The 24,001-nt window shown below is 42.2% G+C and carries 23 protein-coding genes; 15 read left to right on the forward strand and 8 right to left on the reverse strand.

The annotated features are described in order from the left end of the window. Positions 1 to 64 precede the first annotated feature (64 nt). The 6 genes from hflX (at position 65) to L6421_RS05145 (ending at position 6,471) form a co-directional block, all read left to right on the forward strand. On the forward strand, positions 65 to 1,363 hold the full coding sequence (gene hflX, locus L6421_RS05120) for a ribosome rescue GTPase HflX (protein WP_237264236.1): 1,299 nt from the start codon (positions 65 to 67) through the stop codon (positions 1,361 to 1,363). A gap of 157 nt (positions 1,364 to 1,520) precedes the next feature. Then, on the forward strand, positions 1,521 to 2,762 hold the full coding sequence (hflK, locus tag L6421_RS05125) for an FtsH protease activity modulator HflK (protein WP_237264238.1): 1,242 nt from the start codon (positions 1,521 to 1,523) through the stop codon (positions 2,760 to 2,762). After that, on the forward strand, positions 2,762 to 3,619 hold the full coding sequence (gene hflC, locus L6421_RS05130; RefSeq protein WP_237264241.1) for a protease modulator HflC: 858 nt from the start codon (positions 2,762 to 2,764) through the stop codon (positions 3,617 to 3,619). The genes hflK and hflC overlap by 1 nt, the downstream gene beginning before the upstream one ends. Before the next feature lie 55 nt (positions 3,620 to 3,674). After that, entirely contained in the window at positions 3,675 to 3,866 is a 192-nt protein-coding gene (locus L6421_RS05135) for a DUF2065 domain-containing protein (protein ID WP_237264243.1), read from the forward strand. A gap of 61 nt (positions 3,867 to 3,927) precedes the next feature. Next, entirely contained in the window at positions 3,928 to 5,100 is a 1,173-nt protein-coding gene (locus L6421_RS05140) for an ATP phosphoribosyltransferase regulatory subunit (protein ID WP_237264245.1), read from the forward strand. A gap of 51 nt (positions 5,101 to 5,151) precedes the next feature. Then, a complete protein-coding gene (locus L6421_RS05145; protein ID WP_237264247.1) occupies positions 5,152 to 6,471 on the forward strand; it encodes an adenylosuccinate synthase in 1,320 nt (439 codons plus the stop codon). Positions 6,472 to 6,572: 101 nt separating this feature from the next. Here L6421_RS05145 and L6421_RS05150 read toward each other — a convergent pair whose 3' ends face one another. Continuing rightward, positions 6,573 to 6,932 carry a response regulator gene (locus L6421_RS05150; protein ID WP_237264249.1) on the reverse strand — a complete coding sequence of 120 codons (360 nt, stop codon included), beginning with the start codon at positions 6,930 to 6,932 and terminating at the stop codon, positions 6,573 to 6,575. 234 nt (positions 6,933 to 7,166) lie between these two features. Between L6421_RS05150 and L6421_RS05155 the strand changes: the two genes are divergently transcribed. Further along, the gene (locus L6421_RS05155; RefSeq protein WP_237264252.1) at positions 7,167 to 9,071 is read left to right on the forward strand and encodes a SurA N-terminal domain-containing protein; all 1,905 of its coding nucleotides are present in this window, start codon (positions 7,167 to 7,169) and stop codon (positions 9,069 to 9,071) included. Positions 9,072 to 9,210: 139 nt separating this feature from the next. On the opposite strand, the gene L6421_RS05160 is transcribed toward L6421_RS05155, so the two are convergent. From L6421_RS05160 to L6421_RS05175, 4 genes are all read right to left on the reverse strand, one after another. After that, entirely contained in the window at positions 9,211 to 9,549 is a 339-nt protein-coding gene (locus L6421_RS05160) for a cupin domain-containing protein (RefSeq protein WP_237264253.1), read from the reverse strand. After that, entirely contained in the window at positions 9,533 to 10,204 is a 672-nt protein-coding gene (hflD, locus tag L6421_RS05165) for a high frequency lysogenization protein HflD (protein ID WP_237264255.1), read from the reverse strand. The genes L6421_RS05160 and hflD overlap by 17 nt, the downstream gene beginning before the upstream one ends. A 48-nt stretch (positions 10,205 to 10,252) precedes the next feature. Further along, positions 10,253 to 11,392 (reverse strand): tRNA 2-thiouridine(34) synthase MnmA, encoded by a 1,140-nt coding sequence (gene mnmA, locus L6421_RS05170; RefSeq protein WP_237264257.1) that lies wholly within the window; start codon positions 11,390 to 11,392, stop codon positions 10,253 to 10,255. A gap of 138 nt (positions 11,393 to 11,530) precedes the next feature. After that, entirely contained in the window at positions 11,531 to 12,094 is a 564-nt protein-coding gene (locus L6421_RS05175) for an rRNA large subunit pseudouridine synthase E (RefSeq protein WP_237264259.1), read from the reverse strand. Positions 12,095 to 12,241: 147 nt separating this feature from the next. On the opposite strand from L6421_RS05175, the gene L6421_RS05180 reads away from it, so the two are divergent. The 5 genes from L6421_RS05180 to L6421_RS05200 all read left to right on the forward strand — a co-directional run bounded on the left by L6421_RS05180 (position 12,242) and on the right by L6421_RS05200 (position 17,279). Continuing rightward, complete coding sequence (locus tag L6421_RS05180; protein WP_237264261.1) at positions 12,242 to 14,467, forward strand: NADP-dependent isocitrate dehydrogenase; 2,226 nt, start codon at positions 12,242 to 12,244, stop codon at positions 14,465 to 14,467. A gap of 422 nt (positions 14,468 to 14,889) precedes the next feature. Next, on the forward strand, positions 14,890 to 15,660 hold the full coding sequence (locus L6421_RS05185; RefSeq protein WP_237264263.1) for a DUF3825 domain-containing protein: 771 nt from the start codon (positions 14,890 to 14,892) through the stop codon (positions 15,658 to 15,660). A 79-nt stretch (positions 15,661 to 15,739) separates the two neighbouring features. Further along, positions 15,740 to 16,315 (forward strand): hypothetical protein, encoded by a 576-nt coding sequence (locus tag L6421_RS05190; RefSeq protein WP_237264265.1) that lies wholly within the window; start codon positions 15,740 to 15,742, stop codon positions 16,313 to 16,315. Positions 16,316 to 16,388: 73 nt separating this feature from the next. Continuing rightward, positions 16,389 to 16,724 carry a hypothetical protein gene (locus tag L6421_RS05195; protein ID WP_237264267.1) on the forward strand — a complete coding sequence of 112 codons (336 nt, stop codon included), beginning with the start codon at positions 16,389 to 16,391 and terminating at the stop codon, positions 16,722 to 16,724. Positions 16,725 to 16,904: 180 nt separating this feature from the next. Next, on the forward strand, positions 16,905 to 17,279 hold the full coding sequence (locus L6421_RS05200) for a hypothetical protein (protein WP_237264269.1): 375 nt from the start codon (positions 16,905 to 16,907) through the stop codon (positions 17,277 to 17,279). A gap of 173 nt (positions 17,280 to 17,452) precedes the next feature. On the opposite strand, the gene L6421_RS05205 is transcribed toward L6421_RS05200, so the two are convergent. Both L6421_RS05205 and L6421_RS05210 read right to left on the reverse strand, forming a co-directional pair. Further along, positions 17,453 to 18,496, reverse strand: coding sequence for an LPP20 family lipoprotein (locus L6421_RS05205; protein ID WP_237264270.1), 1,044 nt, complete (start codon positions 18,494 to 18,496; stop codon positions 17,453 to 17,455). Then, entirely contained in the window at positions 18,486 to 19,484 is a 999-nt protein-coding gene (locus L6421_RS05210; RefSeq protein WP_237264272.1) for a CsgG/HfaB family protein, read from the reverse strand. Before L6421_RS05210 ends, L6421_RS05205 begins: the two co-directional genes overlap by 11 nt. 198 nt (positions 19,485 to 19,682) lie before the next feature. Here L6421_RS05210 and L6421_RS05215 point away from each other — a divergent pair, with 198 nt between their 5' ends. Together L6421_RS05215 and L6421_RS05220 are read left to right on the forward strand one after the other, a co-directional pair. Further along, positions 19,683 to 20,288 carry a hypothetical protein gene (locus L6421_RS05215; RefSeq protein WP_237264274.1) on the forward strand — a complete coding sequence of 202 codons (606 nt, stop codon included), beginning with the start codon at positions 19,683 to 19,685 and terminating at the stop codon, positions 20,286 to 20,288. Between the two features lie 256 nt (positions 20,289 to 20,544). Next, a complete protein-coding gene (locus L6421_RS05220) occupies positions 20,545 to 21,735 on the forward strand; it encodes a DEAD/DEAH box helicase (protein ID WP_237264277.1) in 1,191 nt (396 codons plus the stop codon). A gap of 72 nt (positions 21,736 to 21,807) precedes the next feature. Here L6421_RS05220 and fdxA read toward each other — a convergent pair whose 3' ends face one another. Further along, complete coding sequence (gene fdxA, locus L6421_RS05225; RefSeq protein ID WP_237264279.1) at positions 21,808 to 22,134, reverse strand: ferredoxin FdxA; 327 nt, start codon at positions 22,132 to 22,134, stop codon at positions 21,808 to 21,810. A gap of 220 nt (positions 22,135 to 22,354) precedes the next feature. Here fdxA and L6421_RS05230 point away from each other — a divergent pair, with 220 nt between their 5' ends. Continuing rightward, positions 22,355 to 23,965 (forward strand): NAD(P)/FAD-dependent oxidoreductase, encoded by a 1,611-nt coding sequence (locus L6421_RS05230; RefSeq protein WP_237264281.1) that lies wholly within the window; start codon positions 22,355 to 22,357, stop codon positions 23,963 to 23,965. Positions 23,966 to 24,001 lie beyond the last annotated feature (36 nt).

Genomic DNA, 24,001 nt, shown 5'->3' on the forward strand with positions numbered 1-24,001 from the left:
TAATTTCGGTTAAATTTGATAAAGTGCGCACCTTAATAGTCAATAGGTCGTCCAGAGAGCGTTAATGGAATTATTTGATCGTCTTGAACGACGTGAATTAGAACGAGCGGTTTTAGTTCATGTCGATTTTCGCAATGAAGCCGATAGAGAAGAGCTCGACGAGTTCTATGAATTGGTGGATTCCGCCGGTGCAGAAATATGCACACTCCTTACGACTAAACGTCAAAATCCCGATTCAAAATATTTTGTAGGTAAAGGTAAAGCTGAAGAGATTCAACAAGCCGTTGAACTGTATGAGGCTGATGTGGTGATTGTTAACCATGCCTTAACGCCTGCCCAAGAACGTAACCTGTCCGAATTGGTCGGTTGTCAGGTTTTGGATAGAATCGGTCTGATTCTGGATATCTTCGCACAGCGTGCCCGTTCCCATGAAGGTAAATTACAAGTGGAGTTGGCGCAGCTGAAACGTATGGCCACCCGTCTTGTAAAAGGTTGGACTCACCTTGATAGACAAGGTGGTATCGGAGCCAGAGGGCCGGGTGAAACCCAGCTTGAATCCGATAGACGTCTGATTCAAGGGCGAATCAAACAGCTTGAATCCAAAATTGAGAGAGTGCGTAAACAACGTGATTTGGGTAGACGTTCACGTAAACGCTCTGAATTGCCGACCATTACCATTGTCGGTTATACCAATGCCGGTAAATCGACGCTTTTCAACTATATGACCACTGCCAACGTTTACGCAGAAGACCGTCTATTTGCGACCTTGGATTCAACTTTAAGACGTGTGCATTTGCCTGGTGCTGGCCCGGTCATATTTGCGGATACGGTTGGGTTCATTCGTCATATCCCTCATGACTTGGTCACCGCATTCCGCTCTACCCTGGAAGAGACCCGTGAAGCCAGTTTGTTGATTCATCTTGTTGATGCCGCGGATATACACCGTGAAGAAAAAATGGCCGATGTCTATGATGTAATCGCAGAGGTTGGCGCGGATAAGGTTCCGCAACTGGTCGTATTCAATAAAATCGACCTGCTTGAGCCGGCCATTGAGCCTAAAATTGATTATGATGAAAATGGTGTGGCTCAAAGGGTGTGGATTTCAGCGCAAAAAGGGCTTGGTGTAGAGTTGTTGATGGAAGCGGTGGCTTCATTTTTCAAGGGTTCTTTTTATACCGTTGATTTGGTCTTGCAAAGGGATGCGGGTAAAAAGCGCTCTCAGCTTTATCAATTGGGAACGATTTTGGAAGAAGGGTTTGATGAAGAGGGCAACAGTCTGTTTACCATGAACCTAACCGAGCATGAGTGGCAGCAAATCAGGAAATGGCCGGAATTCATTAAGGCTGAAGTTAGAAACGATTGAGAATTAGTGATAATATAATCAAACTTGTTTATAAAATATTTTAATAGGTGACATTTGAGATGTTACTCTCTAAAATACGATAGTTACGAATCGCAATTTTTAGCTCAGTACATGTAACTGAAATTGCATAACCAATGTGAAAGCATGGAGTAAGTTAATGGCTTGGAACGAACCAGGTAAGTCAGGGCAAGATCCTTGGGGCAACTCAGGAAAACCTGGCAACAACGGTAATAATGGCGGTGGTGATAATAAACCACCGAAAAAGCAAAATAATGACGATTTAGACGAGTTACTGAAAAAAGCCCAAAGTATTTTGGGTGGTGCAGGTAATAAGTTTGGAAATAACAGCGGTGGTATTGGTGGCATAGGCGGAACCATTATTTTTGCTGTTATCGCCGTAGTTTGGTTGCTATCGGGTATCTATATTGTAGACCCTGCTGAGCGTGGTGTGGTAACACGATTTGGTTCGTTCGTTGAAGAGACTAAAGCCGGTCCGCATTGGCATATGCCTTATCCTATTGAAAATGTTCGTATCGTGAACGTCGACCAAATCCGTACAGCTGAAATCGGTTATCGTTCTGATGCACGAAATCGTTCTGGAAGTGTGCCAAATGAATCTCTGATGTTGACTAAAGATGAAAATATCGTAGATTTAAAAATCGCAGTGCAATATCAGATTCAAAGTGCCAATGAGTATCTATTCGATGTGGCTGACCCGGATGCGAGCTTAAGAAGTGTCGCTGAGAGTGCGTTACGTGAAGTAGTTGGTCAAAGCACCATGGATTTTGTGTTGACTGAAGGGCGTAATGAAGTGGTTGCCCGAGTTAAGGATTTGGCTCAGGAACGTCTGAATGCCTATAAGACAGGTTTGATTATAACCAGTGTTAACTTGCAGGATGCTCAACCACCAGAACAGGTTCAGTCAGCGTTTGCTGACGTGGTTAAAGCGCGTGAAGATAGAGAACGTGTAATCAATGAAGCGGAAGCTTATTCAAATGACATTCTTCCAAAAGCTCGTGGTAAAGCGGCTCGTGAATTAGAAGAGGCAAGCGCCTATCATGACCGAGTCATCGCACAGGCAAAAGGTGAGGCCTCACGTTTTACAAGTATTGTAACCGAGTATGAAAAAGCCCCGGAAGTCACTCGTAAACGTCTATATATCGATGCCGTTTCTGGCGTGTTAAGTAGTACAAGTAAGGTGTTTGTCGGTTCTGATAGTGGTAACAACCTACTGTATTTACCATTGGATAAAATGGTAAGTGGTCAAAATACCGTTCCATTCAAACTGGCTGAAAATCCGGTAGCGGCACCGACAGTGGTTGCTCCAGAAACGACCAAGAATAGCACGTCACAAAGAACGGGTATTCGTGAATATTTGAAAAATAGGGAGCTACGTTAATGAAATCATTGTTTTCAATTTTTGTGGCAGCCGTTTTATTTGTTGCTAGTAGTTCAGTCTATGTGGTGAACCAATGGGAAACTGGCGTCGTTTTGCGTTTAGGTGAAATCGTTAAAGCCGATGTAGAGCCTGGATTACACTTTAAGACACCGTTTATCAACAATGTACGTAAATTCGATTCACGTTTGCAAACTTTAGACGCCGCTCCTGAGCGTTACTTAACCAGTGAAAAGAAAAACCTTGAGGTGGATTCTTTTGTTAAGTGGCGTATTAAGGACGTTGAGAAGTTCTATACCACAATGAACGGTGATAACCGTCTTGCGGGAATGCGTTTAGGTCAAATTGTAAAAGATGGCTTAAGAGCTGAGTTCGGTAACCGTACGGTTAAAGAAGTTATTTCCGGCGAACGTGTTGAGATCGCTCAAAAAATCAAAGAAACCACTGCGGCTGCGGCGACTTCTTTCGGTATCGAGATTGAAGATGTTCGTATTAAGCGTATCGACTTAGCGCAAGACATCAGTACATCGGTTTACCGTAGAATGGAAGCCGAACGTAATCGTGTTGCAAAAGATTTACGTTCGAAAGGGGCGGAAGCGGCTGAAAAGATTCGTGCGGATGCAGATCGTCAGCGTGTGGTCATCTTAGCGGATGCCTATAGTGAAGCGGAAATGCTACGCGGTAAAGGTGATGCGACTGCAGCGGACATCTATGCAAAAGCGTATAATCAAGATCCTGAGTTCTATGCTTTTTACCACAGCATGAATGCCTATCAGTCATCATTTAAAGATAAGTCAGACGTTATGATTGTTGATCCGAAATCGGATTTCTTCAAGTACTTCAATCAGTCTGGCAAATAACATTTAACAATTAAGAATCGTGAAAGGTGGGGCAACCCACCTTTTTTATGGACGTATGTTAGAAAACACATTATTTGCGGCAATAGCGTTAGTTTTTATTCTAGAAGGGTTGTTACCCTTCGTGTTTCCAAGCCTTTGGAAACGAATGATGTTTGAAGCGATGAAAATGACAGAGCGTGATTTGCGAATAATGGGATTGGTTTCTATCTCAATTGGTCTGGTGCTTTTGCTATTTTTTAGTGAATAGCCGTCAGTTGATTTATAATAGTTCGTCCAACAGAATTTATTAAATAAAAAGAAGTTTTGAAATGCAGCAATCTACGTGGTTTACGCCCGAAGGTTTAGAAGACCTCCTACCACCTCAAGCACAAAAATTAGAGTATTACCGCCGCAAACTAGTCGACGGTTTTGAGTTATCTGGTTTTGAAATGGTGCTTCCTCCTATCGCCGAGTTTACCGACTCGTTATTAACTGGAACTGCAGGCCATATGGCCGTGGATACTTGTCGTTTTACGGATCAGGAAAGTGGTCGTATGATGGGTGTGCGTGCGGACATGACTCCTCAGGTTGCACGTATTGTCAGTAACCGTCTCAAGGCGGATTCAACCATTTCACGTTTGTGTTATGTCGGTGAAGTTCTGAAAACACGTAACAATAAAGCGAAAGGTTCTCGTAGTCCAATTCAGGTCGGTGCCGAGTTGTTTGGTCATCAAGGTGTGGAAAGTGATATCGAAATCATTGAATTGATGCTGGAAAGCATGCAACTTCTAAAACTTCCAGAAATCAAGATGAGCTTGGGGCATGTTGCGATTGTGACTGAGTTGATGGCGTTGGCCAAGTTTTCGTCTTCACAGTCAAATCAATTGATCAATATCCTAGAGCGTAAAGCGATTCCTGAATTTGAAGCGTTTATCGCACAAATGGATATGGATGAAAGCCTAAGAGCTAAATTCGATGTTCTCCCTAGAATGTGTGGTGCTGCGAGTGAAGTTATCGAATTGGCGAAACAAGAGCTTGGTGGCCTATCCGCGGAATTGGATGCGGCAATTTCGCATTTGAATACGGTTGTTGAATCCATTGCTGTCACTTATGCGGTTCCGGTTCATTTGGATATGGCAGAGATGCGTGGTTATCAATACCATACCGGAATCGTATTTGCCTGCTACAGCGGAAGTAAGTTGCAGCCTATTGCCAAAGGTGGCCGTTATGACAATATCGGTTCGGTATTCGGTTTAGCGTTGCCAGCGACAGGGTTCAGTTTAGATTTACGTTCAGCTTTAGATTTGTTGCAAGAGGTAAAACTGAATGTTTCAGAAACTGTTTACGCGCCTTTATTAGCAGATAAGTCACTTCAAGAAGCCATAGCTGATTTGAAGCAACAAGGTTTTAGAATCGTTAAATCTTATGATTTCTCTGAGTTGCAAAAAGGCGATAAAACACTGACCAATGAGTCAGGACAATGGACAGTGCAAACTCTGTAGTTTGCCACTTAATATTAAAGAATTTATTACATAGTTATTAAGAAGTATTTTATGTCAAAGCGAAATATTGTTGTTGTTGGTACCCAGTGGGGTGATGAAGGTAAAGGTAAGATCGTTGACCTTCTAACGGATCGTGTTGCTGCCGTTGTGCGTTTTCAAGGTGGTCATAATGCGGGACATACTCTGGTTATCGATGGTAAAAAAACGGTTTTACATTTAATTCCATCAGGAATTTTACGTGAAGACGTTGAATGCTTTATTGGTAATGGTGTCGTTTTAGCACCGGATGCTTTAGAGAAAGAAGTAAGACAGCTTGAAGACACTGGGTTGGCAGTGCAAAGCCGATTAAAAATCAGTGATGCTTGTCCGTTGATTTTGGATTATCACGTAGCGCTTGACCAGGCTCGTGAATTGGCACGTGGCAATAAAGCGATTGGAACTACCGGACGTGGTATTGGTCCGGCTTATGAAGATAAGGTTGCGCGTCGTGGTTTACGTGCTGGCGACTTCAAAAACATGCCGGCTTTCAAAGCGAAGTTGAAAGAGACTTTAGAGTACCATAACTTCATGCTGGAAAATTTCTATAAATGTGAGCCGGTTTCCTTTGAAGTGCTATGGGAAAAGTGTGAACGTTATAGCCAGATGATTTTACCGATGCTTGCTGATATTCCTAATCTGATCAGTGAGTACAATGCGGCTGGTAAAAACCTTATGTTTGAAGGTGCTCAAGGAACCTTATTGGATATCGACCACGGAACTTATCCTTATGTAACCTCTTCAAACACCACAGCAGGTGGTGCTGGGCCGGGTGCGGGTATCGGACCTACAGAATTGGATTATATTCTAGGTATCACCAAAGCTTACGCTACTCGTGTTGGTAGTGGTCCATTCCCGAGCGAGTTGGCTTATAACTGCGATACAGATATTGGTGATCCAATTGGTAAAGAATTGGGAACCAGAGGGCATGAGTTTGGTGCGACAACGGGTCGTCAGCGTCGTTGTGGTTGGTTTGACTCAGTGGCATTGCGTCGTTCAGCACAGATTAACGGCTTAACGGGTATGTGTTTGACCAAGTTAGACGTTATGGATAATTTGGCGGAAATTAAGATTTGTACTTCTTATACGCAAAACGGTGAAACACTATTGTTGCCACCTTCAAGTGCCGACGAGTATGAAACTTGTGTGCCAAATTATGTCACTATGCCGGGTTGGCAAACATCAACGGTTGGCATCGAATCTTGGGATGATTTACCTGTAGAAGCTAAGAACTATATTCAATTCTTGGAAAAAGAGGTGGGTGTTCCGGTATCGATTCTTTCAACCGGGCCGGATCGCGCTGAAACATTAGTAATCAATGACCCATTTGCCTAATGAGTTGAGTTCCCCCTGCTTAAACCAAAAAGCCCTCTTAAAAGAGGGCTTTTTGTTATTTAACATCGACTAAATTGGGCTGTGACTTTTTTCTATAGGCGTTAATTCAAAACCCGGTTAATAATTCCTGAAAGTTTTTCCGGGTCGAATGGTTTAACAATCCAACCGGTCGCACCTAAACGTTTACCTTCTGCTTTTAATTCGGGACTAGCTTCGGTAGTCAGCATTAAAATCGGTGTGAATTTGCTGTTTGGGTGAGCTCTTAATTTCTCCAATAACTCCAACCCTGTCATAACCGGCATATTCACGTCGGAGATGATTACATCAAATGGTGAGTTTAGAACCGCTTCATAACCTTGTTGTCCGTTTTCAGCCAAGGTTATTTCAAACTCTTTACTTAACACCAGATTAACGAGTTTACGCATAGAACTGGCATCATCAACATAGAGCAATTTTTTCATTTTTCTCTCATGGGTAGTCTAAATATTGAATCTATTCTACTAAAGTCACCGGCATTTGCTAAATAAAGCACAGGACAATTTGCAATTGTTTCCCTAATTATTTTCTAGTGAAACGGGTAAATCCAATCCAGTCGTTTTATTTAGCCAAATCTTGAGTAAAAATGCTGAAACCAAAGTCATTGCTTGGTATTATATGGAACTATTTTTTATGAAAACTGAATCAAAGGATTAAGCATGTTACAAGCTATTCGTGATCACGCTCAAGGGTGGATTGCTTGGGTGATTGTCGGATTAATTATTTTAACGTTCGCACTGTTTGGTATTGACCAATATGCACGTGGAGATAAGGTCGTAGTGGTTGCAGAAGTGAATGGTGAAGATATCACCGCCAATCAGTTTTTAACTTTATACAATCGTCAGCAGCAAAGACTCCAACAACAGTTTGGTGATCTTTATGACCAGGTTGTTAAGGATGAAGAGCTGCGTGACCAGGTTTTAGACGCTTTGATTGAGTCTGAAGAGATTCGTCAGTGGGCAAAAAACAATGGTATGGTGATTAGTGACCAGCAGCTTGCGGCGGCAATCCATGAGGCAGACGTCTTTAAAGAAGGTGGCAAGTTCTCACAAAAAATCTATGAAGAAGTTCTGCTTAGAAACGGCTTGAATGTCGCGCGTTTTGAGCATGAACAGCGCCAGTTTTTATCCGAAAACCAATATCGTAACATCTCGCAATCTTCGGCATTTGCTACCAATGCTGAAGTGCAGCAGTTAGCGTTACTTCAAGGACAGGAGCGTAATGTAAATTATTTGCGTGTCGATCAGCGTCCATTTTTGAAAACGGTTACCATCACTGATGAAGCGGTGGCTCAAGCTTACCAAAAAGATATCGCTCAATATGTTGAACCTGAAAAAGTCTCGGTCGATTATATTGAGCTTTCGCAAGCGAAATTAGCTGAAAAAGTACCGGTTACGGATGCGATTATCGAAGGTTATTACGCTGAGAATAAAGCGCAATTCACCTTGCCTGAAAAGCGTCAAGCCAAACATATCTTGATTTCACTTGAATCGGATTCTGCAGAAGCGAAAGCTGCAGCAGAAAAAACGATTGCCGAAATTCAAGCTAAACTGGCAGCGGGTGAAGCCTTTGAAGAGTTAGCCAAAACCTATTCGCAAGATCCTGGTTCTGCGAGTACGGGCGGCGACTTAGGTACTTTTGAACAAGGCATGATGGTTCCTGAATTTGATGAAGCGGTATTCTCTATGAAAGAGGGTGAAGTCAGCCAGCCGGTGAAAACCGAGTTTGGTTATCACTTGATTAAATTGGTGAAGATTGTTCCAAAACAAGCTCAGCCTTTAGAGAAGGTCAAAGCCGAAGTGACTAAGCAGTATCAGTCGCAAGAAGCCGAACGTCAATATTTTGAATTGTTGGAAAAGCTGAACACAATTGTATATGAGCAGTCCGATAGTTTAGAGCCAGCTGCTACGGCAACGGGTCTTGAAGTGCACACTTCTGAATTATTCAGCCGTCAGGGCGGTTCAGGTGAGGTTTTGAGCAATCATAAAGTGATTAACGCGGCATTTTCCGATGATGTACTTAAATCACGTTTAAACAGCGCTTCTATCGATTTAGGTAACCATCACTCGGTGGTTGTACGTGTCAATAAATATCAAGATGCACGTCAAAAAGCGTTAGAAGAGGTTTCGGCTTCAATCAAAGAAGAGTTAACCCGTAAAGCGGCTATCGCTGAATCGGCTAAATTAGGTGAAGCGTTGCTTGCTAAAGTACTAGCCGGTGAATCACCAGAATCATTAATGAAAGATGGTATTGAGTGGAATACGGTTGGTTGGATTGCTCGTAATGCCCAAAACCTGCTTCCTCAAATGGTTTCTGAAGCATTCAAAACGCCTAAACCTGTTGACGGTAAGGCTAGCTGGACTAAGTTTGCCTTAACAACAGGTGATACGATTTTACTTCAAGTAAGCGATATTAAAACTCAGCCGTTGACTGCTGAACAGCAAGCTCCGTTAAAAAATGCCTTTGCTGAGTTGTTCGCTAATTCGGAGTTAGAGGCTCGATTAGCGGATTTGAAAGCGCACTCGGAAGTGGTTAAGAAAGAGGTTTATAAAACGGTTAAATAAACTTAACGTTTAATCTGGTTTCAAACCACAAAAAACCCGAGTTACCAGGCCTGGTAACTCGGGTTTTTTACATTTAAAACAAATTGAATTGTTCTAAGTCTGAGGAGTATAAGTTCTATAAATCGACTTACATGCCGATTTACATGAATTGATAATGTTTGCGGATATCTTTAGTGATATTCCAATGACAAGACATACCTTGAGGGAAGGTCACTAAATCTCCTGCCTGAATTTTTACCGCTTCGCCATCTGTTGGAGTTACCAGAACTTCGCCTTGCAAAATATAGCAGACTTCTTTCATGTCGTAACTCCAAGGAAAATCCGATGCTTCTTTTTCCCAAATAGGCCAACTCTTGACCTGTAAATTGTCCAGCTGTTCTTGAGAGGGATTAGAGATGACTTCAATTTGCATGAGATGACTTCCTGTTTGTTGAATGGAGTTGAATGTCGTGTTTTGACGGTTAATTATCGGTGTCAAAATAGCGACTGCTATCATCGTTTTTAGGGCGATGTAAGGCTTGTGCCGATTGCAGGTATTTTTTGCGAGACCAGATCAATCCCCAGCGAGAACCTTCAACTTGGTACCAAAGTAGCGCAGAACGCACGCCAGCCAATAACAGCGCTCGGATTTTATTGGCGGTACGAGGATTCTGTAAATGGCCATGTTGGCCGTTCACCATAATTCTAGGGCTGACGACACTGACATTTTCAGAATAGGCTCTTGCAATGGTGGCAATTACGTTTTCATGTAGTTCGCCAAACTGCTCGGTTTGCAACTTTGCCGTCTCCAAGATACCAAAGATATGTTCAAGCGGGGCTTCCAGCTCTTTCAGTTTTTTGGCTAGAATCATCAAATTCAAAACATAGCGGGTAATTTCAATATTACGGTTTTGAATCGCCTGATCGGAACTCATTTGCGCTAATAGGGTATTGACGCCAAGCTGAATGTTTTCGACATCGTCACCATAAACGCCCAAAGTGTCTTTTGGATTTTCAACAAACAGCGAGTTAATAGAGGTTTTATAGGCCAGCTCATCGGCTTTGCCGGTGGTGGCTAACTCATAGACAAGCTGTGAACATTGATAAATACCGATTAAGGCAATGGTTCTGTCTTGTTGTGTATATTGACTCATATTTTCTCAATCCCGTTCTTGGATTCGTCTGTTGTGAAAAGCTTAAAATTAAACACGTTCATCAAGGGTGTGTAAACGCTGTTCGATAATTCCGCCACCCAAGCAGTCATCACCAATATAGAACACCACTGACTGGCCTGGCGCAATCGCCGTTTGCGGTTCGTCAAACTGCACCACGATTTTTCCGTCTTTGTGTTCGATAATCTGGCAAGGTTGTTCTGCCTGACGGTAACGGATTTTGGCTTTTAAAGGGCTGTTTAACACCGGGCATTCACCAGAAACCCAATCCAATGTATCGGCAACCAAGAAGGAGTGCTGCAATAATGGGTGGTTTTTACCTTGTACCGCAACCAAAAGGTTGTTTTTTAAATCTTTGTCCGCCGCATACCAAGGGTCATTACCCGCGCCATGGCCACCGCCAATACCCAAACCTTTACGCTGGCCTAAGGTGTGGTACATCAGACCATCGTGTTTACCAATCACATTGCCTTGGTCATCAACGATATCACCGGGTTTTGCCGGTAAAAATTGCTGTAAAAAGTCTTTGAACTTTCGCTCGCCGATAAAGCAAATACCGGTGCTGTCCTTTTTGTCGTGCGTGATAAAACCGGCATCTTCGGCCAGCTTACGCACCGCAGGTTTTTCTAATTCACCCACCGGAAACAGCGATTTCTGCAATTGATGTTGTTGCAATGTATATAAAAAGTAGCTTTGGTCTTTATTGTCATCCAATCCTTTAAGCAGATGGCATTGACCGTTTTCATCCTTGGCCACACGGGTGTAATGCCCGGTAGCGATGTAATCCGCACCTAAAGATAACGCATGCTGTAAAAACGCTTTGAATTTCACCTCTTTATTGCAAAGAATATCTGGGTTAGGGGTACGACCAGCCTTATATTCAGCCAGAAAGTGCTCAAATACGTTATCCCAGTATTCACCCGAAAAGTTCTCGATGTGTACTGGAATGTCGAGCTTTTCAGCCACCGCCATCACATCTTTCAAGTCTTCGGCCGCCGGGCAATAATCTTCGGTATCATCGCCTTCCCAGTTTTTCATAAACAGGCCTTCAACGTCATAACCTTGTTGTTTGAGCAGCAGCGCGGCAACCGATGAGTCAACCCCACCTGAAAGCCCTACAATGACTTTGATTTTTGAATTGTCTGTAGCGGTGTTTGAAGCGGTATCCATAGCAGTTATATAAAACCTTTTTGTAGACTGGATTCAGTCAGTTATTTTAATTTGGGTATTTTAACAGAGTGAGCAGGCCTCTGCGATAATCACAAATGCCTAAGCCGTTTAGAGTTAATAATCAAAAGGCTGGTTCAGTCATATGGATTGATTATCCAATAAGGTGAATTCGCCTACAGCTAAATTCCCCAGTTTCCACTTGCCGATTTGGGTGCGTATCAAGCGTAAAGTGGGGTAACCCATCGCGGCGGTCATGCGTCTTACCTGGCGGTTTTTACCTTCGGTGATGGTCAATTCAAGCCAGCTGGTTGGAATGTTCTTACGCTCTCTAACTGGCGGATTACGTTCCCACAACCATTTAGGTTCATTCACCCGGCGCGCTTTGGCAGGCCTGGTTAAACCGTCTTTCAACTCAACGCCTTTCTGTAATTGTGCAATCGCTTGTTTGCTGATTTCACCTTCCACTTGCACCAGATAGGTTTTGGGTTGTTTGGTTTTCGGGTTGGCAATCTGTTGTTGCAGTTTACCGTCGTCGGTTAAGAGTAATAAGCCTTCCGAATCCCTATCCAATCTGCCGGCGGCATAAAAACCAGGTTGGTTGATGTAATCGGCCAAGGTTTGGCGCTGGTCTTTAAACTCAGGTTCATCGGTGAATTGGCAAAGCACATTAAAAGGCTTATTAAAAAGAAGTAGATTTGACATAAAATTAAGTGCTTACTCTGTTAATCGCTGGTTAATTGCGGGTTAATTACTTTTCTTCAGCGGAGCAGGTGATAAAATAGAGCCAATTTTAACATTTTTTATATTAGCGCACTCAACGACGAGTCAAAGTAAACTACGGGAAATTGTATGTCAGAAAAATCTAAGATTATTTATACCCTAACCGATGAAGCACCAGCATTAGCAACCTATTCGTTGTTACCGATTGTTCAAGCGTTTACAGGTGCTGCTGACGTTGCCGTTGAGACACGTGATATTTCATTAGCTGGGCGTATTATCGCCAACTTTGCAGACTATCTAACAGAAGAGCAGCGTATCGGCGATGCTTTAGCCGAATTAGGTGAAATGGCAACCAAGCCTGAAGCCAATATCATCAAGCTCCCTAATATTTCCGCCTCAGTACCTCAGTTGGTCGCGGCCATCAAAGAACTTCAAGAGCATGGTTATGCTGTACCGGATTATCCGGCAGAGCCGCAAAACGATGCCGAGAAAACCATCAAAGCCACCTATGCAAAAGTATTAGGCTCTGCGGTTAACCCAGTGTTACGTGAAGGTAACTCGGATCGTCGTGCGCCATTGTCGGTTAAAAACTACGCACGTAAAAACCCACACTCAATGGGCGCTTGGTCAAAAGAGTCTAAAACCCACGTGGCTCACATGACCGATGGCGACTTCTACGGTTCAGAAAAATCCATCACTTTGCCTGAAGCTTCCGATTTTAAAATCGAATTTGTTGCCGAAGACGGTGCTGTCACCGAACTGAAAGGCTCGGCACCATTACTAGAAGGTGAAGTATTGGATGCATCTGTGATGAGCCAAGCGGCTTTGCGCACTTTCTTGCAACAAGCCATTGCCGATGCCAAAGCGCAAGGTGTGTTGTTCTCATTGCACTTAAAAGCGACCATGATGAAAGTCTCTGACCCAATCATTTTCGGTAACGCGGTAGAAGTGTTTTTTGCCGATGTATTCGCCAAACACGCGGCGACCTTTGCCGAAATCGGTGTCAACGTAAACAATGGTTTAGGGGATGTCTACAGCAAAATCGCTTCTTTACCGGCAGACAAGCAAGCAGAAATCGAAGCCGATTTAGCCGCCGCCATCAACGCCGGGCCAGATATGGCCATGGTTGATTCAGACAAAGGCATCACCAACCTACACGTGCCTTCAGATGTGATTATCGATGCGTCTATGCCAGCGATGATTCGTACCTCTGGTCAGATGTGGAACAAAGACGGTAAACAGCAAGACACCATGTGTGTGATTCCAGACCGTTGTTATGCCACGGTTTATGAAGAAACCATCCGTTTCTGCAAACACTACGGTGCGTTTGATCCAACTACCATGGGTTCTGTACCAAACGTTGGTTTAATGGCGCAAAAAGCTGAAGAGTATGGCTCACACGATAAGACTTTCCAGGCCGCTGGCAAAGGTGTGATTCGTGCCGTGAGCAGCAAAGGTGAGGTTTTGTTAGAACAAAACGTAGAAGCGGGCGATATCTTCCGTATGTGTCAAACCAAAGATGCACCGATTCAAGACTGGGTTAAATTAGCGGTCAGTCGTGCGCGTGCAACGGGTGTTCCAGCGGTATTCTGGTTGGATACCGAGCGTGCCCATGATCACCAAATCATCGCCAAAGTCACCGACTATTTAACGCATCACGATACCACTGGGTTGGAAATCCACATTATGCCTCCGGCAGAAGCCACACGTTTCACGCTGCGCCATGTTAAAGACGGTAAAGATGTGATTTCGGTTACCGGTAACGTATTACGTGACTACCTAACCGATCTATTCCCGATTTTAGAGTTGGGAACATCCGCCAAAATGCTATCGATTGTGCCGTTAATGAATGGTGGTGGCCTGTTTGAAACCGGTGCGGGTGGTTCAGCCCCTAAACACGTTCAGCAGTTAATCAAAGAAAACCACCTACGTTGGGATTCTTTAGGTGAGTTCCTGGCGTTAGCGGTATCGCTTGAACACCTATCGCAAACCTTTAACAATCCGCAAGCGCAAGTACTTGCCGACACCTTAGACAAAGCGACCGGTAAATTCCTAGACACCAATAAATCACCATCACGTAAAGTGGGTGAGATTGACAATCGAGGAAGCCACTTCTATCTAGCGATGTATTGGGCGCAAGAACTTGCCGCTCAAAATGACGATGCCGATTTAAAAGCGCGTTTCATCCCGGTTGCCGATGCGTTAACCGCAAATGAAGCCAAAATTGTTAACGAGCTAAACGAAGTGCAAGGTTCAGCTGTGGATATTGGCGGTTACTACCAGCCAAATACCGTAGAAACCGCAATCGTAATGCGACCAAGTGATACCCTAAACGATATTATTAACGCGATTTAATTAACGCTTTCAATAATTGAAGACCGATTTTATTCGGTTACAAAAAGCCCGCAAAATTTTTCATTTTTGCGGGCTTTTTTATGTCTTAAATTTGCTGATTTGATTTTGAAAATACATTACCAGGCCTAGTAGCTTTTATTTTTTTGGGAAAAGAATTCGTAAATATACTAAATTATGTTTATAGTAACTTCTAAGTATTGTTTACTTGGTTTTACGTGGTTATTTAGGTCGTCTAAATAATGACAAAAATACGTTTCAAACCAAGAGATAACAAATTAATCGATACTTAGTACATCCTAAATATTCGGATAAAACGGCTGTTTTATATATGCTTTAACTCCGTTTTATATTTAGTTTTAGGATGTCTAATTATAGTTAGGGCATAAATTAAGAAACATCACATTTTGAATTTAGGAGAAAAAATGGCAATTTGGCCAGACAGATTATTTGATTTGATTTATTTTCCAGTAATGGATGATAAGCTTGACGAATTAGCCGCCTTGGCTGAACCTGAAAGTTGGGACTACCAAAACACAGAGTCAACACGCCATAAACCTGTATTGTTCAATTACATTCAATACACTTATTCAAAATTAGTTGAGGAAAACAAAATAGTTTTATCGGATGATGGGCAAGCAATAACATTTAATACAGGCCTTGTCACACCAAACCAAGAAGCTATCTTTGCATATGCAACGACCAACCGCAATCAAGGCTCCACATCCCCTTGGTTTTTTAATGATTGGAAACGAAAAGGGGAGCATGAACTAACCAAATTTTCAGACCTTCCTGATATGGCACATTACTTTGATGACCCATCAACATTAGTTTTTGATCCAAGAAAAGAATTAAGGGCGAGTATAGAGCATATTGTTAGTGATAACAAAGAGCGGTTTCCTGAACCTTATAAATCCATGGATGATTATGCAGTTCAGACTTTTCTTAAAGGCGCTATAGACAACGCCAGAGAGAGGGTTCGCAGAAATTACAAAACAGCAATTCCCCATTATTACAGAGGGAGAATACAACTTATGCTGCCTTTGTGTTTAGGGAGTCCTGTTAATGCAGACTTGGCAATAGTCGCAGAAGATCATGGAAGCTTTTATCGAGCAAGTACATGTCTAACATTAGATATGGCTTACAACAATGCACGACAATTGGCTAGACCAGATAAAGATTGGTTATTGCCCTAACAAAAAGCTAAAGCCGACCAAAAAGACGCTGCGTGCCTTTTGGCCGCTTAGCTTGGTCGTTATAAGGTAGGAATGTGGCGTGGCAATATCAGATAATAACCCTGATCGTAGAAATTTGAACCTACTTGCAGTTTCAATAATTGTTTATTTTTTTGCTGGCGGTCAGCTTACTGATGATAATGTTAGGTTACATATCATAAATGTGACTTTTAATAATCCTGAGGTTTTAACCTTTTTTATTTGGGGGCTTCTCATATGGTTCTTATATCGGTATTGGCTTACAAACAAAAACTCTTGGAAAGAAGGTTTTTATAGTGAAGCAAAATGTAGCCTCATTTCAAAATACAGTTATTCATATTTAGTGAAAAAGTTTGGTCTAAGTAACGATTACTCAAACTCTTTTTATCCAGATAAACACTGGGTTTATTTTGGGACTGCTCATCATGAAAAAAAGTTTTATTTTGCTCATATCTTAAAAGACAATGAAGGCAAACAAAAACATGAATATAAAGACGTTGAGACTATTACTGATCGTATATTAGTTTTGATCACTACTGTAATAACATTCTTTTCAGAGCCTTCACTTTCAACTTACTTTATACCTTACTTGCTCACATTAATAGCCATAGCTCTTGGCGTTAATAGTGCGTTATAACAATTCACTAAACCCGACTGCGCTAACGCGCAGCGGGTTAGCTTAAACGTTAAATTTTAAAGAGAATTAACTTATGCTCCGTATTTCAGTATTGCTAATCCCCCTTTTTTTAGTTGGATGCAATTCGTCTGATAAAGTGACTTCAGCAACAAACACAACATTTTCAATATTTGAAACAACTTCAGGACAACTTATCCTGCTAAATACTTCAACTGGTGAAATTAAATACATACATAATCAAAACGAAGAGCTAGTCTCAACCAAAATTAAAAAAGCTAATGAAAAATTTCAGAAACTCCAGATTGGAGAGTTTTATTCAACTGAAAATGGAAAAGTAATGAAATATGTAGGAAATGGTCAGCTAAAAGAAAGACCATCATTAGAAAGCATATTTGGCATTACCAAATAAATCTAACAATTCACTCAACCCGACCGCGCTAAAGTGCGGCTGGTTAGCTTAAACTTTATGCAAGAAAGAACCTATGAAAAACACTAAATATTTAGCGCTTCTCTAATGGAGAAAAGGGGGCAGAGTGAAGCTCACCCTGGTCGCGATACAATAATTAATTATGCAAAAAAGGATAAAAATATGGAGCAATGTACCAACCCTGATTGTAAGAAAAAATATTGGTTGAGCAGAATCAGTGACTCTGTATATGGCAAGGATTATGAAGACATCATCTGTCCCTATTGCAATACTTTGGTGAGAACCATGGATACCAGTGCCTGTTTTATGACTAGAAAAGCAGAAGAATTGTACGAAGGTAAAATAGGCATTGCCTCTGAAAACAAGCTTATTGCAACCCTTACTAAATTTGAGAAAAGCAGCAATCTTGAGATAGATACTTATTGGTATGATGAAGTAGACAGCGAAGGCAAAGTGGTTGCTAAATATATCTTAAAAGACTCCAGCTCCATTTCTCCAGTACGAGAAAATAATATCACCTTCGAGAAAATCGGCTGAAGGCATAACAAAGAATAATTTGAGTAAATATAAACCTGCAAGAGTTACCAAACCCCGCAACGGGGTATAAAGGCCTGGTAACTCTTGCAGGTTTTTTTATGTTTGGAAATTTGTGCAAACGGCAAAGCTACCAGGCCTGGTAAGTTTATTTTTATGATATTAATAAAAACTAACTACTCTTGATTAATGCCTAGAGCGGTTTCTAGAGAATTTTGCTGCAGTTGGTTTTTGAAGTTGGTCGCCAGTTGTTGTTGCGCTTGTTGCAAGTTTAAACCTTGGCCTTTAAGGGTAAATTGATTGCCACCCATGGGTTGATTAGCCTCGGTGGTTTTAAGATCAACACTCTCTCTTAAAATGAAAAATTCATAAGCTTTAGTCTGTTTTAGGCTGGTGGTTATTTCAATGACATTGCTTGCCTCGCTGACATTCTGGGTGGTTGTTAAACCCGCTTGTAATAATTTATCACTGATGGCCTTGGCAATAGGTTGAGCCATTGGTTGATGGTGGATATAAAAAACCGTTTGCTGCTGTGACTTAATAAAGTTGGCTTGCACCTCATTGAGATAGTTTTGATAACGTTGGCTATTGCTGGATTTTTTTAATGTCAATAAAGCGGATAGGTTGTTATTAAATTCCGCCAACGTTTGTTTTTGTTTGCTAAAAAACTGAAAGTGGCTAAAGCCAGGCGTGCTGGATAAAGTCGATTTCGCGGTTTCATAACGTGCGATTTGTTGGTCGAGGGTTTGCTGTAAAGATTGGCTAAGCAGTAATTTATTAGAGCTTACCAAAACTAAAAACTGCTGATAACCAAGCTGTTTCAGTTCAACAACTTGATACTGATTGAGCGTTATTTTTTTGATGGTTGATTCTATGATGTGCTGATTGATTTCTTCATTAAATCGATAAGCTGAAGAGTATTGCGTTTTGGTGAGCTTTTCATTGGCTTGTATTTCAGTCCCTAATTTACCGGCAAGATTGCTTAGGGCGGATTCAATGGCATCGTCTTTGGTTTTGCCTTCTCCCAGCCCAAACAGCGTATTCTTATTATCTTTTGGTGGTGATATGAACCACGCTGGCCATGGGGGAGTGACTTTAGTTGGTTGGCTTACCGGCTTTGCTGGCTGGCAACCCGTCATCAATAGAGCGGTGTATAGAACCACCAGGCCTATTGTGAAGGGTTTAAAACGAATGGTTGTCGTATATGGACTATTGTGCAATTTGGTTCATAGCCTGTTGGTGTTTTACAATCGCTTGGTCGATTCTAATCAAAGCTTGGTTGATTTCCTCGACAGGCTCTTTCTGTAGCTGGTCTGATAATGAATATAATCTTTTCGCTTCTTGGTAGTCGCCTTGGGCTTCTTTAACCACGCCAAGGTTATAAGTTGCAACGTAAGAAAGTGATTGGGTATCGAATACCAATTGGCTAAAGAGCGATTCGGCTTTATCTAATCGACCTGATTCCACAAAGTCAATTCCATTCTCTAGGGTGTTTTTCTGGATGTCGCTATAGTTGATGTCCGGTTCATCTAAAAGTGTTATCTTTTTGTAGACATAATTAGGGGAAATTTTATTGACGAACTCGCCAGCAATGCTATTCGCATAGGACTGCCAAGTGGCTGATACTGATGGAAGCTGGTTGTTTCTATCAGAACAATGTTCCCAGGTATCGGAGCGACTGAGGCTATCACTGTATATGATCTGCGAGCTCTCTACCGCCAGCATTTGGATATTGGCACTCAATGAAATGGTTCGATTAACACAGCGCACATAGTAGTATCTAAGTTCTTTACACTTCTTATCGATACATTCACTTCTTTTTTTTCTAACCCAATGGTCCTGGTAAGTTTGTGATGTGACTTCTCCGGTGACAAATGCCTGCGCACCGATTAACTCACCCAGTTGAACCGATTTTTGCTCATTGGTCAGGCCAGAATGTTGCAACTTTTGCTCATTAAGGAGTTGTTGAATGTTTTTACGGTCAAGTACGGTGAAGTAAGGTTTGTTGTTCAGGGTGGTTTGGTTCAGCTTGGATTCAATTTTGCCAGTTAGACCTATGGAATCATCTTTAAAATCATTGACGGCGATTTGTTTCAGTTTAGCGGCTTGTGGGATTTCGGAAGGCTCTAAATATTGAATTTTGGCAGTTGTCGAGCAGGCTGAAACTAAGACGGTTGTTGAAAGCAGAGCGATGATTTTTAAATTCATAAAGTATCCATTTTTAAAAATTAAGTAATAACCTATTTGTATAGCGACAAACCTTACTGAAGTCTTTTGTTAGTATCATAGCGAGTTTTATTGGAATGTAGATAAGTATTTTTACAGGTTCACACTATATTCATTATTTTTAACAGGGTATATCGGTTATATTATTGTTGAAATTACTTAACTACAGAGGACATAAAAATGGAATTTAATCCTACTCGTTTACTGCTTGGTTTTTTAGCGGCATTGCTGGTTACTCTTACCGGATGCTCAAGCACACCTTCAGCAACGGATATTGCAGAAGAGCAAGCTGAAGTTGCGGAAGTGAGAGCCGAAGCTCAGAAAGAACAAGCTGAGCGCAACCAGGCGATGATGGAAAATGAGATGAAATCGTTACCTTCATGGGTAATCGAACCTCCAAAAGCCGATAGCACCGGCTTTTACGGTGTGGGTTTAGCCTCTGATTTGGACTTGCTTAATGCGATGAGAAAAGCCAAACTTCAAGCAGCTTATGAGTTGGCACAAACCATGAAGTCGGAGTTGTCAGGTGAAGATACCATGACCGGTTCAGGTGAAGGTGAGTACCGTTATGTGATCAACAATTTTGTAGATAAGGTCAATCTTTCTGGTGCGGAATTGGTTAAACAGGTGGTCGATCCTGTAGACGGTAAGTACAAAGCTTATGTGTTAATGAAGTACCCATACAGTCAATTCAATCAGGTGCTACAAGATCAAAAGACCAATCAAGCGGAGATGAAAACGCTTGATGAAGCGTATCAGCGTCTGATGGCCAAAGTAGAGCGTTAAATCAAGATTGGATTATTTTCCAGATTGTTTTTCGCAACCAGTCAAATGTAATTGAAAGCACTTAATTTAAGTGCTTTTTTTGTTTTTGGATTAACGTTTATCGGCTTGTATTCTTTTGCTTAAAAAAATCAAAATCATCGCTAATAACTCCATTCCTTGTTGAGTTGTTCTATAATCGACTCTTTCTCAACCAGCCCATTTATGCCCCCGATTTTCAAGCGTCTTCCGTTGATTATTCCTAGCCTTGAGGTTTTGTATGTCATTTTCACAACTGGGATTGAACGATCCTATTCTAAAAGCACTTGCTGATGTGGGTTATAGCCAACCGACCGAGATTCAGAAACAGGCGATACCGATTATTTTATCGGGCAGAGACCTGATGGCTGCGGCGCAGACGGGTACCGGTAAAACCGCCAGTTTTGTGTTGCCGCTATTGCAGAAATTGGATGCTCAAGCGGGATTTTCTGAGTTACGTGGCCGGTCGATTCGCGCTTTGATTTTGACGCCGACGCGTGAACTGGCGGTTCAAGTTGAAGCCAATATTGTGGAGTATGCCAAGTATCTCGATATCTCATCGTTAGCGGTTTATGGTGGTGTGGATTCTGAAGCGCAAAAAGACCGTTTGATGGATGGTGTGGATATTTTGGTGGCCACACCGGGTCGATTATTGGATTTGGCTTATCAACGTGCGCTGTTTTTCAGTGATTTAGAATTTTTGGTGTTGGATGAAGCCGATCGGATGTTGGATATGGGCTTTATTGACGACTTGAATAAGATTATTGATCGTTTGCCAAGTGACCGTCAGAGTTTATTGTTTTCGGCCACTTTGACCGATGATATCCGTCATTTGGCGGATACGGTTTACGATGATGCCGCTGAAATTTCCATCGCTACTAATAAGAAGACCGCACCTAAAATCAAGCAATGGTTGATTACCGTGGACAAAGATAGGAAGTCGGCTTTGTTGAGCCATTTAATCAACGAGCAGCAGTGGAATCAGACGCTGGTTTTTGTTGAGAAAAAACATTCGGCGGCCAAATTGGTTGAGCAGTTGGGCAAACGCGGCATATTGGCCGATTCCATTCATAGTGGCAGAAGCCAAGCGGTTCGTGAACAGATATTGGCGGATTTTAAAGCGGGAAAATTACGATTTTTAATCGCCACCGGCATTGCGGCTCGCGGTATCGATATTGATGATTTGAGTCGAGTGGTGAATTACGATTTACCTTATCCGAGTGAGGAATATATTCATAGAATAGGCCGTACTGGGCGAGCGGGTGCCAAGGGTGAAGCGATTTCTTTGGTCTCAAAAGATGACTTTAAAAACCTCTGTGCGATCGAGAGTCTACTCGGACATATCATTGAACGTAAAGAGGTTGAAGGGTTCGCGGTTAAAAAGGCCGTGCCTATTTCGATTTTGAATTATCTGCCTAAACGCCGGGTTTGATTCACCAGGGCGCAAGAGTCTATAGGCCTGCTAGGTTTGACTGTAAGATTCAATATTTCTTTTGACTGATGGTTATTCAACAATCAGATATTGTTCTTTATCCGGTACACCATCCCATTCATCGGCGTCTGCCGGCGCGGGAATGACTTCGGTAATTACTGGCCAAATGGTTGCAAGGTCGATGTTTAATTGACGGTAATGTTCCATGCCTTCAGGCAAAGCGTCTTCCTGAAAAATCGCTTCGGCAGGGCATTCCGGCGAGCATAAATCACAATCGATGCAGACTTCCGGGTTGATCGCTAAAAAGTTTGGGCCTTCATGAAACGCATCGACTGGGCAAACCGCTACACAGTCGGTGTATTTACATTTGATGCAATTTTCGGTAACGACAAATGCCATATCTTTGTTCGCCTTTATGTGTCAGTTTCTGCTAAAATTTCGCGATTGAAATTCTAAATTAACGTCTGATTTTCAAGTGCAAGTATACTACTGATTAAGCGCTGGATTGCAAGATTAAATGCCGCAAAAGTACCGCTAAAGTCTCTCTGTTGCGGTGCTTAAATGTTAATTTTTTTATTTATTTTTACTATAACTAAGTAACATAAATTTTGGATGCCCCATGATTCGTATCACCAATGTAAAACTCCCGTTAGACCATAATGAAGCTCAGCTTGAACAAGAAATCTTAACAACTTTGGCAATTGGCAAAAAACAACTGATTGATTTTACCGTGTTTAGACGTGGTTTTGATGCACGCAGTAAAAACAAAATCACCTTGTTATACACCATTGATGTCACTGTTGATAACGAAGCGGCTTTGCTTGAAAAACACAGCAATAATCAAAATGTTAGGGTGACTCCTGACATGACCTACAAGTATGTTGCCAAAGCACCTGAGAATTTAACGGAGCGCCCGGTGGTGGTTGGCTTTGGCCCTTGCGGGATTTTTGTGGGGTTGGTATTGGCTGAGATGGGTTACAAGCCGATTATTCTAGACCGTGGTAAAGAGGTGCGTGAACGCACTAAAGATACATTTGGTTTCTGGCGTAACCGAACGTTGAATACCGAATCGAACGTGCAGTTTGGTGAAGGTGGCGCGGGTACGTTTTCGGACGGTAAGCTTTACACTCAAATTAATGATAAAAAACATTATGGCCGTAAGGTGTTGCGTGATTTTGTGGATGCCGGAGCGCCAGAAGAGATTTTATATGTCAGCAAACCACACATCGGTACCTTCAAATTGGTGGGCATGGTTGAAAAAATGCGCGCTAAAATCATTGAGCTGGGCGGAGAGATTCGTTTTAACTCTCGTGTGGATGATTTACATATTGAAGATGGTCAAATCACCGGTTTGACCTTGTCTGACGGTCAACAAATTAAATCGAAACACATCGCTTTAGCTACCGGTCACAGTGCGCGTGATACCTTTGAAATGCTCTATAAGAAGGGCGTGTATATTGAAGCTAAAGCGTTTTCGATTGGTTTTCGTATCGAACACAATCAGTCAGCGATTGATGAAGTGTTGTTCGGTAAGAATGCCGGTAATCCCATCTTAGGCGCGGCGGATTATAAATTGGTGCATCACTGTAAGAACGGCCGAGCGGTGTATAGTTTTTGTATGTGTCCTGGTGGAACGGTGGTGGCGGCTACCTCTGAAGAAAATCGTGTGGTGACCAATGGTATGAGCCAGTATTCACGAAATGAACGCAATGCCAACAGCGCGATTGTGGTTGGGATTGATCCAAATGATTACCCAAGTGACAGCCCATTGGCGGGTATTGAATTGCAGCGTGAACTGGAAAGTGCGGCTTATGTGTTGGGTGGCGAGAACTACGATGCACCAGGCCAGTTGGTCGGGGATTATTTAGAGGGTAAATCTTCGTCTAAATTAGGCAAGGTTGAGCCGTCTTACAAGCCAGGTGTCAAACTGACCGATTTAACCAAAATTTTACCTGATTATTGTCGCGAAGCCATTCAGGAAGCGATTCCCGCGTTTAACCGTAAAATTCGTGGTTTTGCTTTAAAAGATGCGATGTTAACAGGCGTGGAAACACGTACTTCATCACCAGTGTCGATTAAACGTGGCGACGATTATCAAAGTGTCAACACCAAAGGCCTTTATCCAGCTGGTGAAGGGGCAGGTTATGCTGGAGGAATCATGTCTGCTGCGATTGATGGGATTCGTATCGCCGAAGCTATGGCTTTGGCGATAAATGAAGAGAATCAATAGGGTTTAAGATAGTCCGCTATATCCATAAAGACTACC

Origin of the sequence: Thiomicrorhabdus immobilis (assembly GCF_021654855.1) — a bacterium.
Classification (GTDB): Bacteria; Pseudomonadota; Gammaproteobacteria; order Thiomicrospirales; family Thiomicrospiraceae; genus Thiomicrorhabdus; species Thiomicrorhabdus immobilis.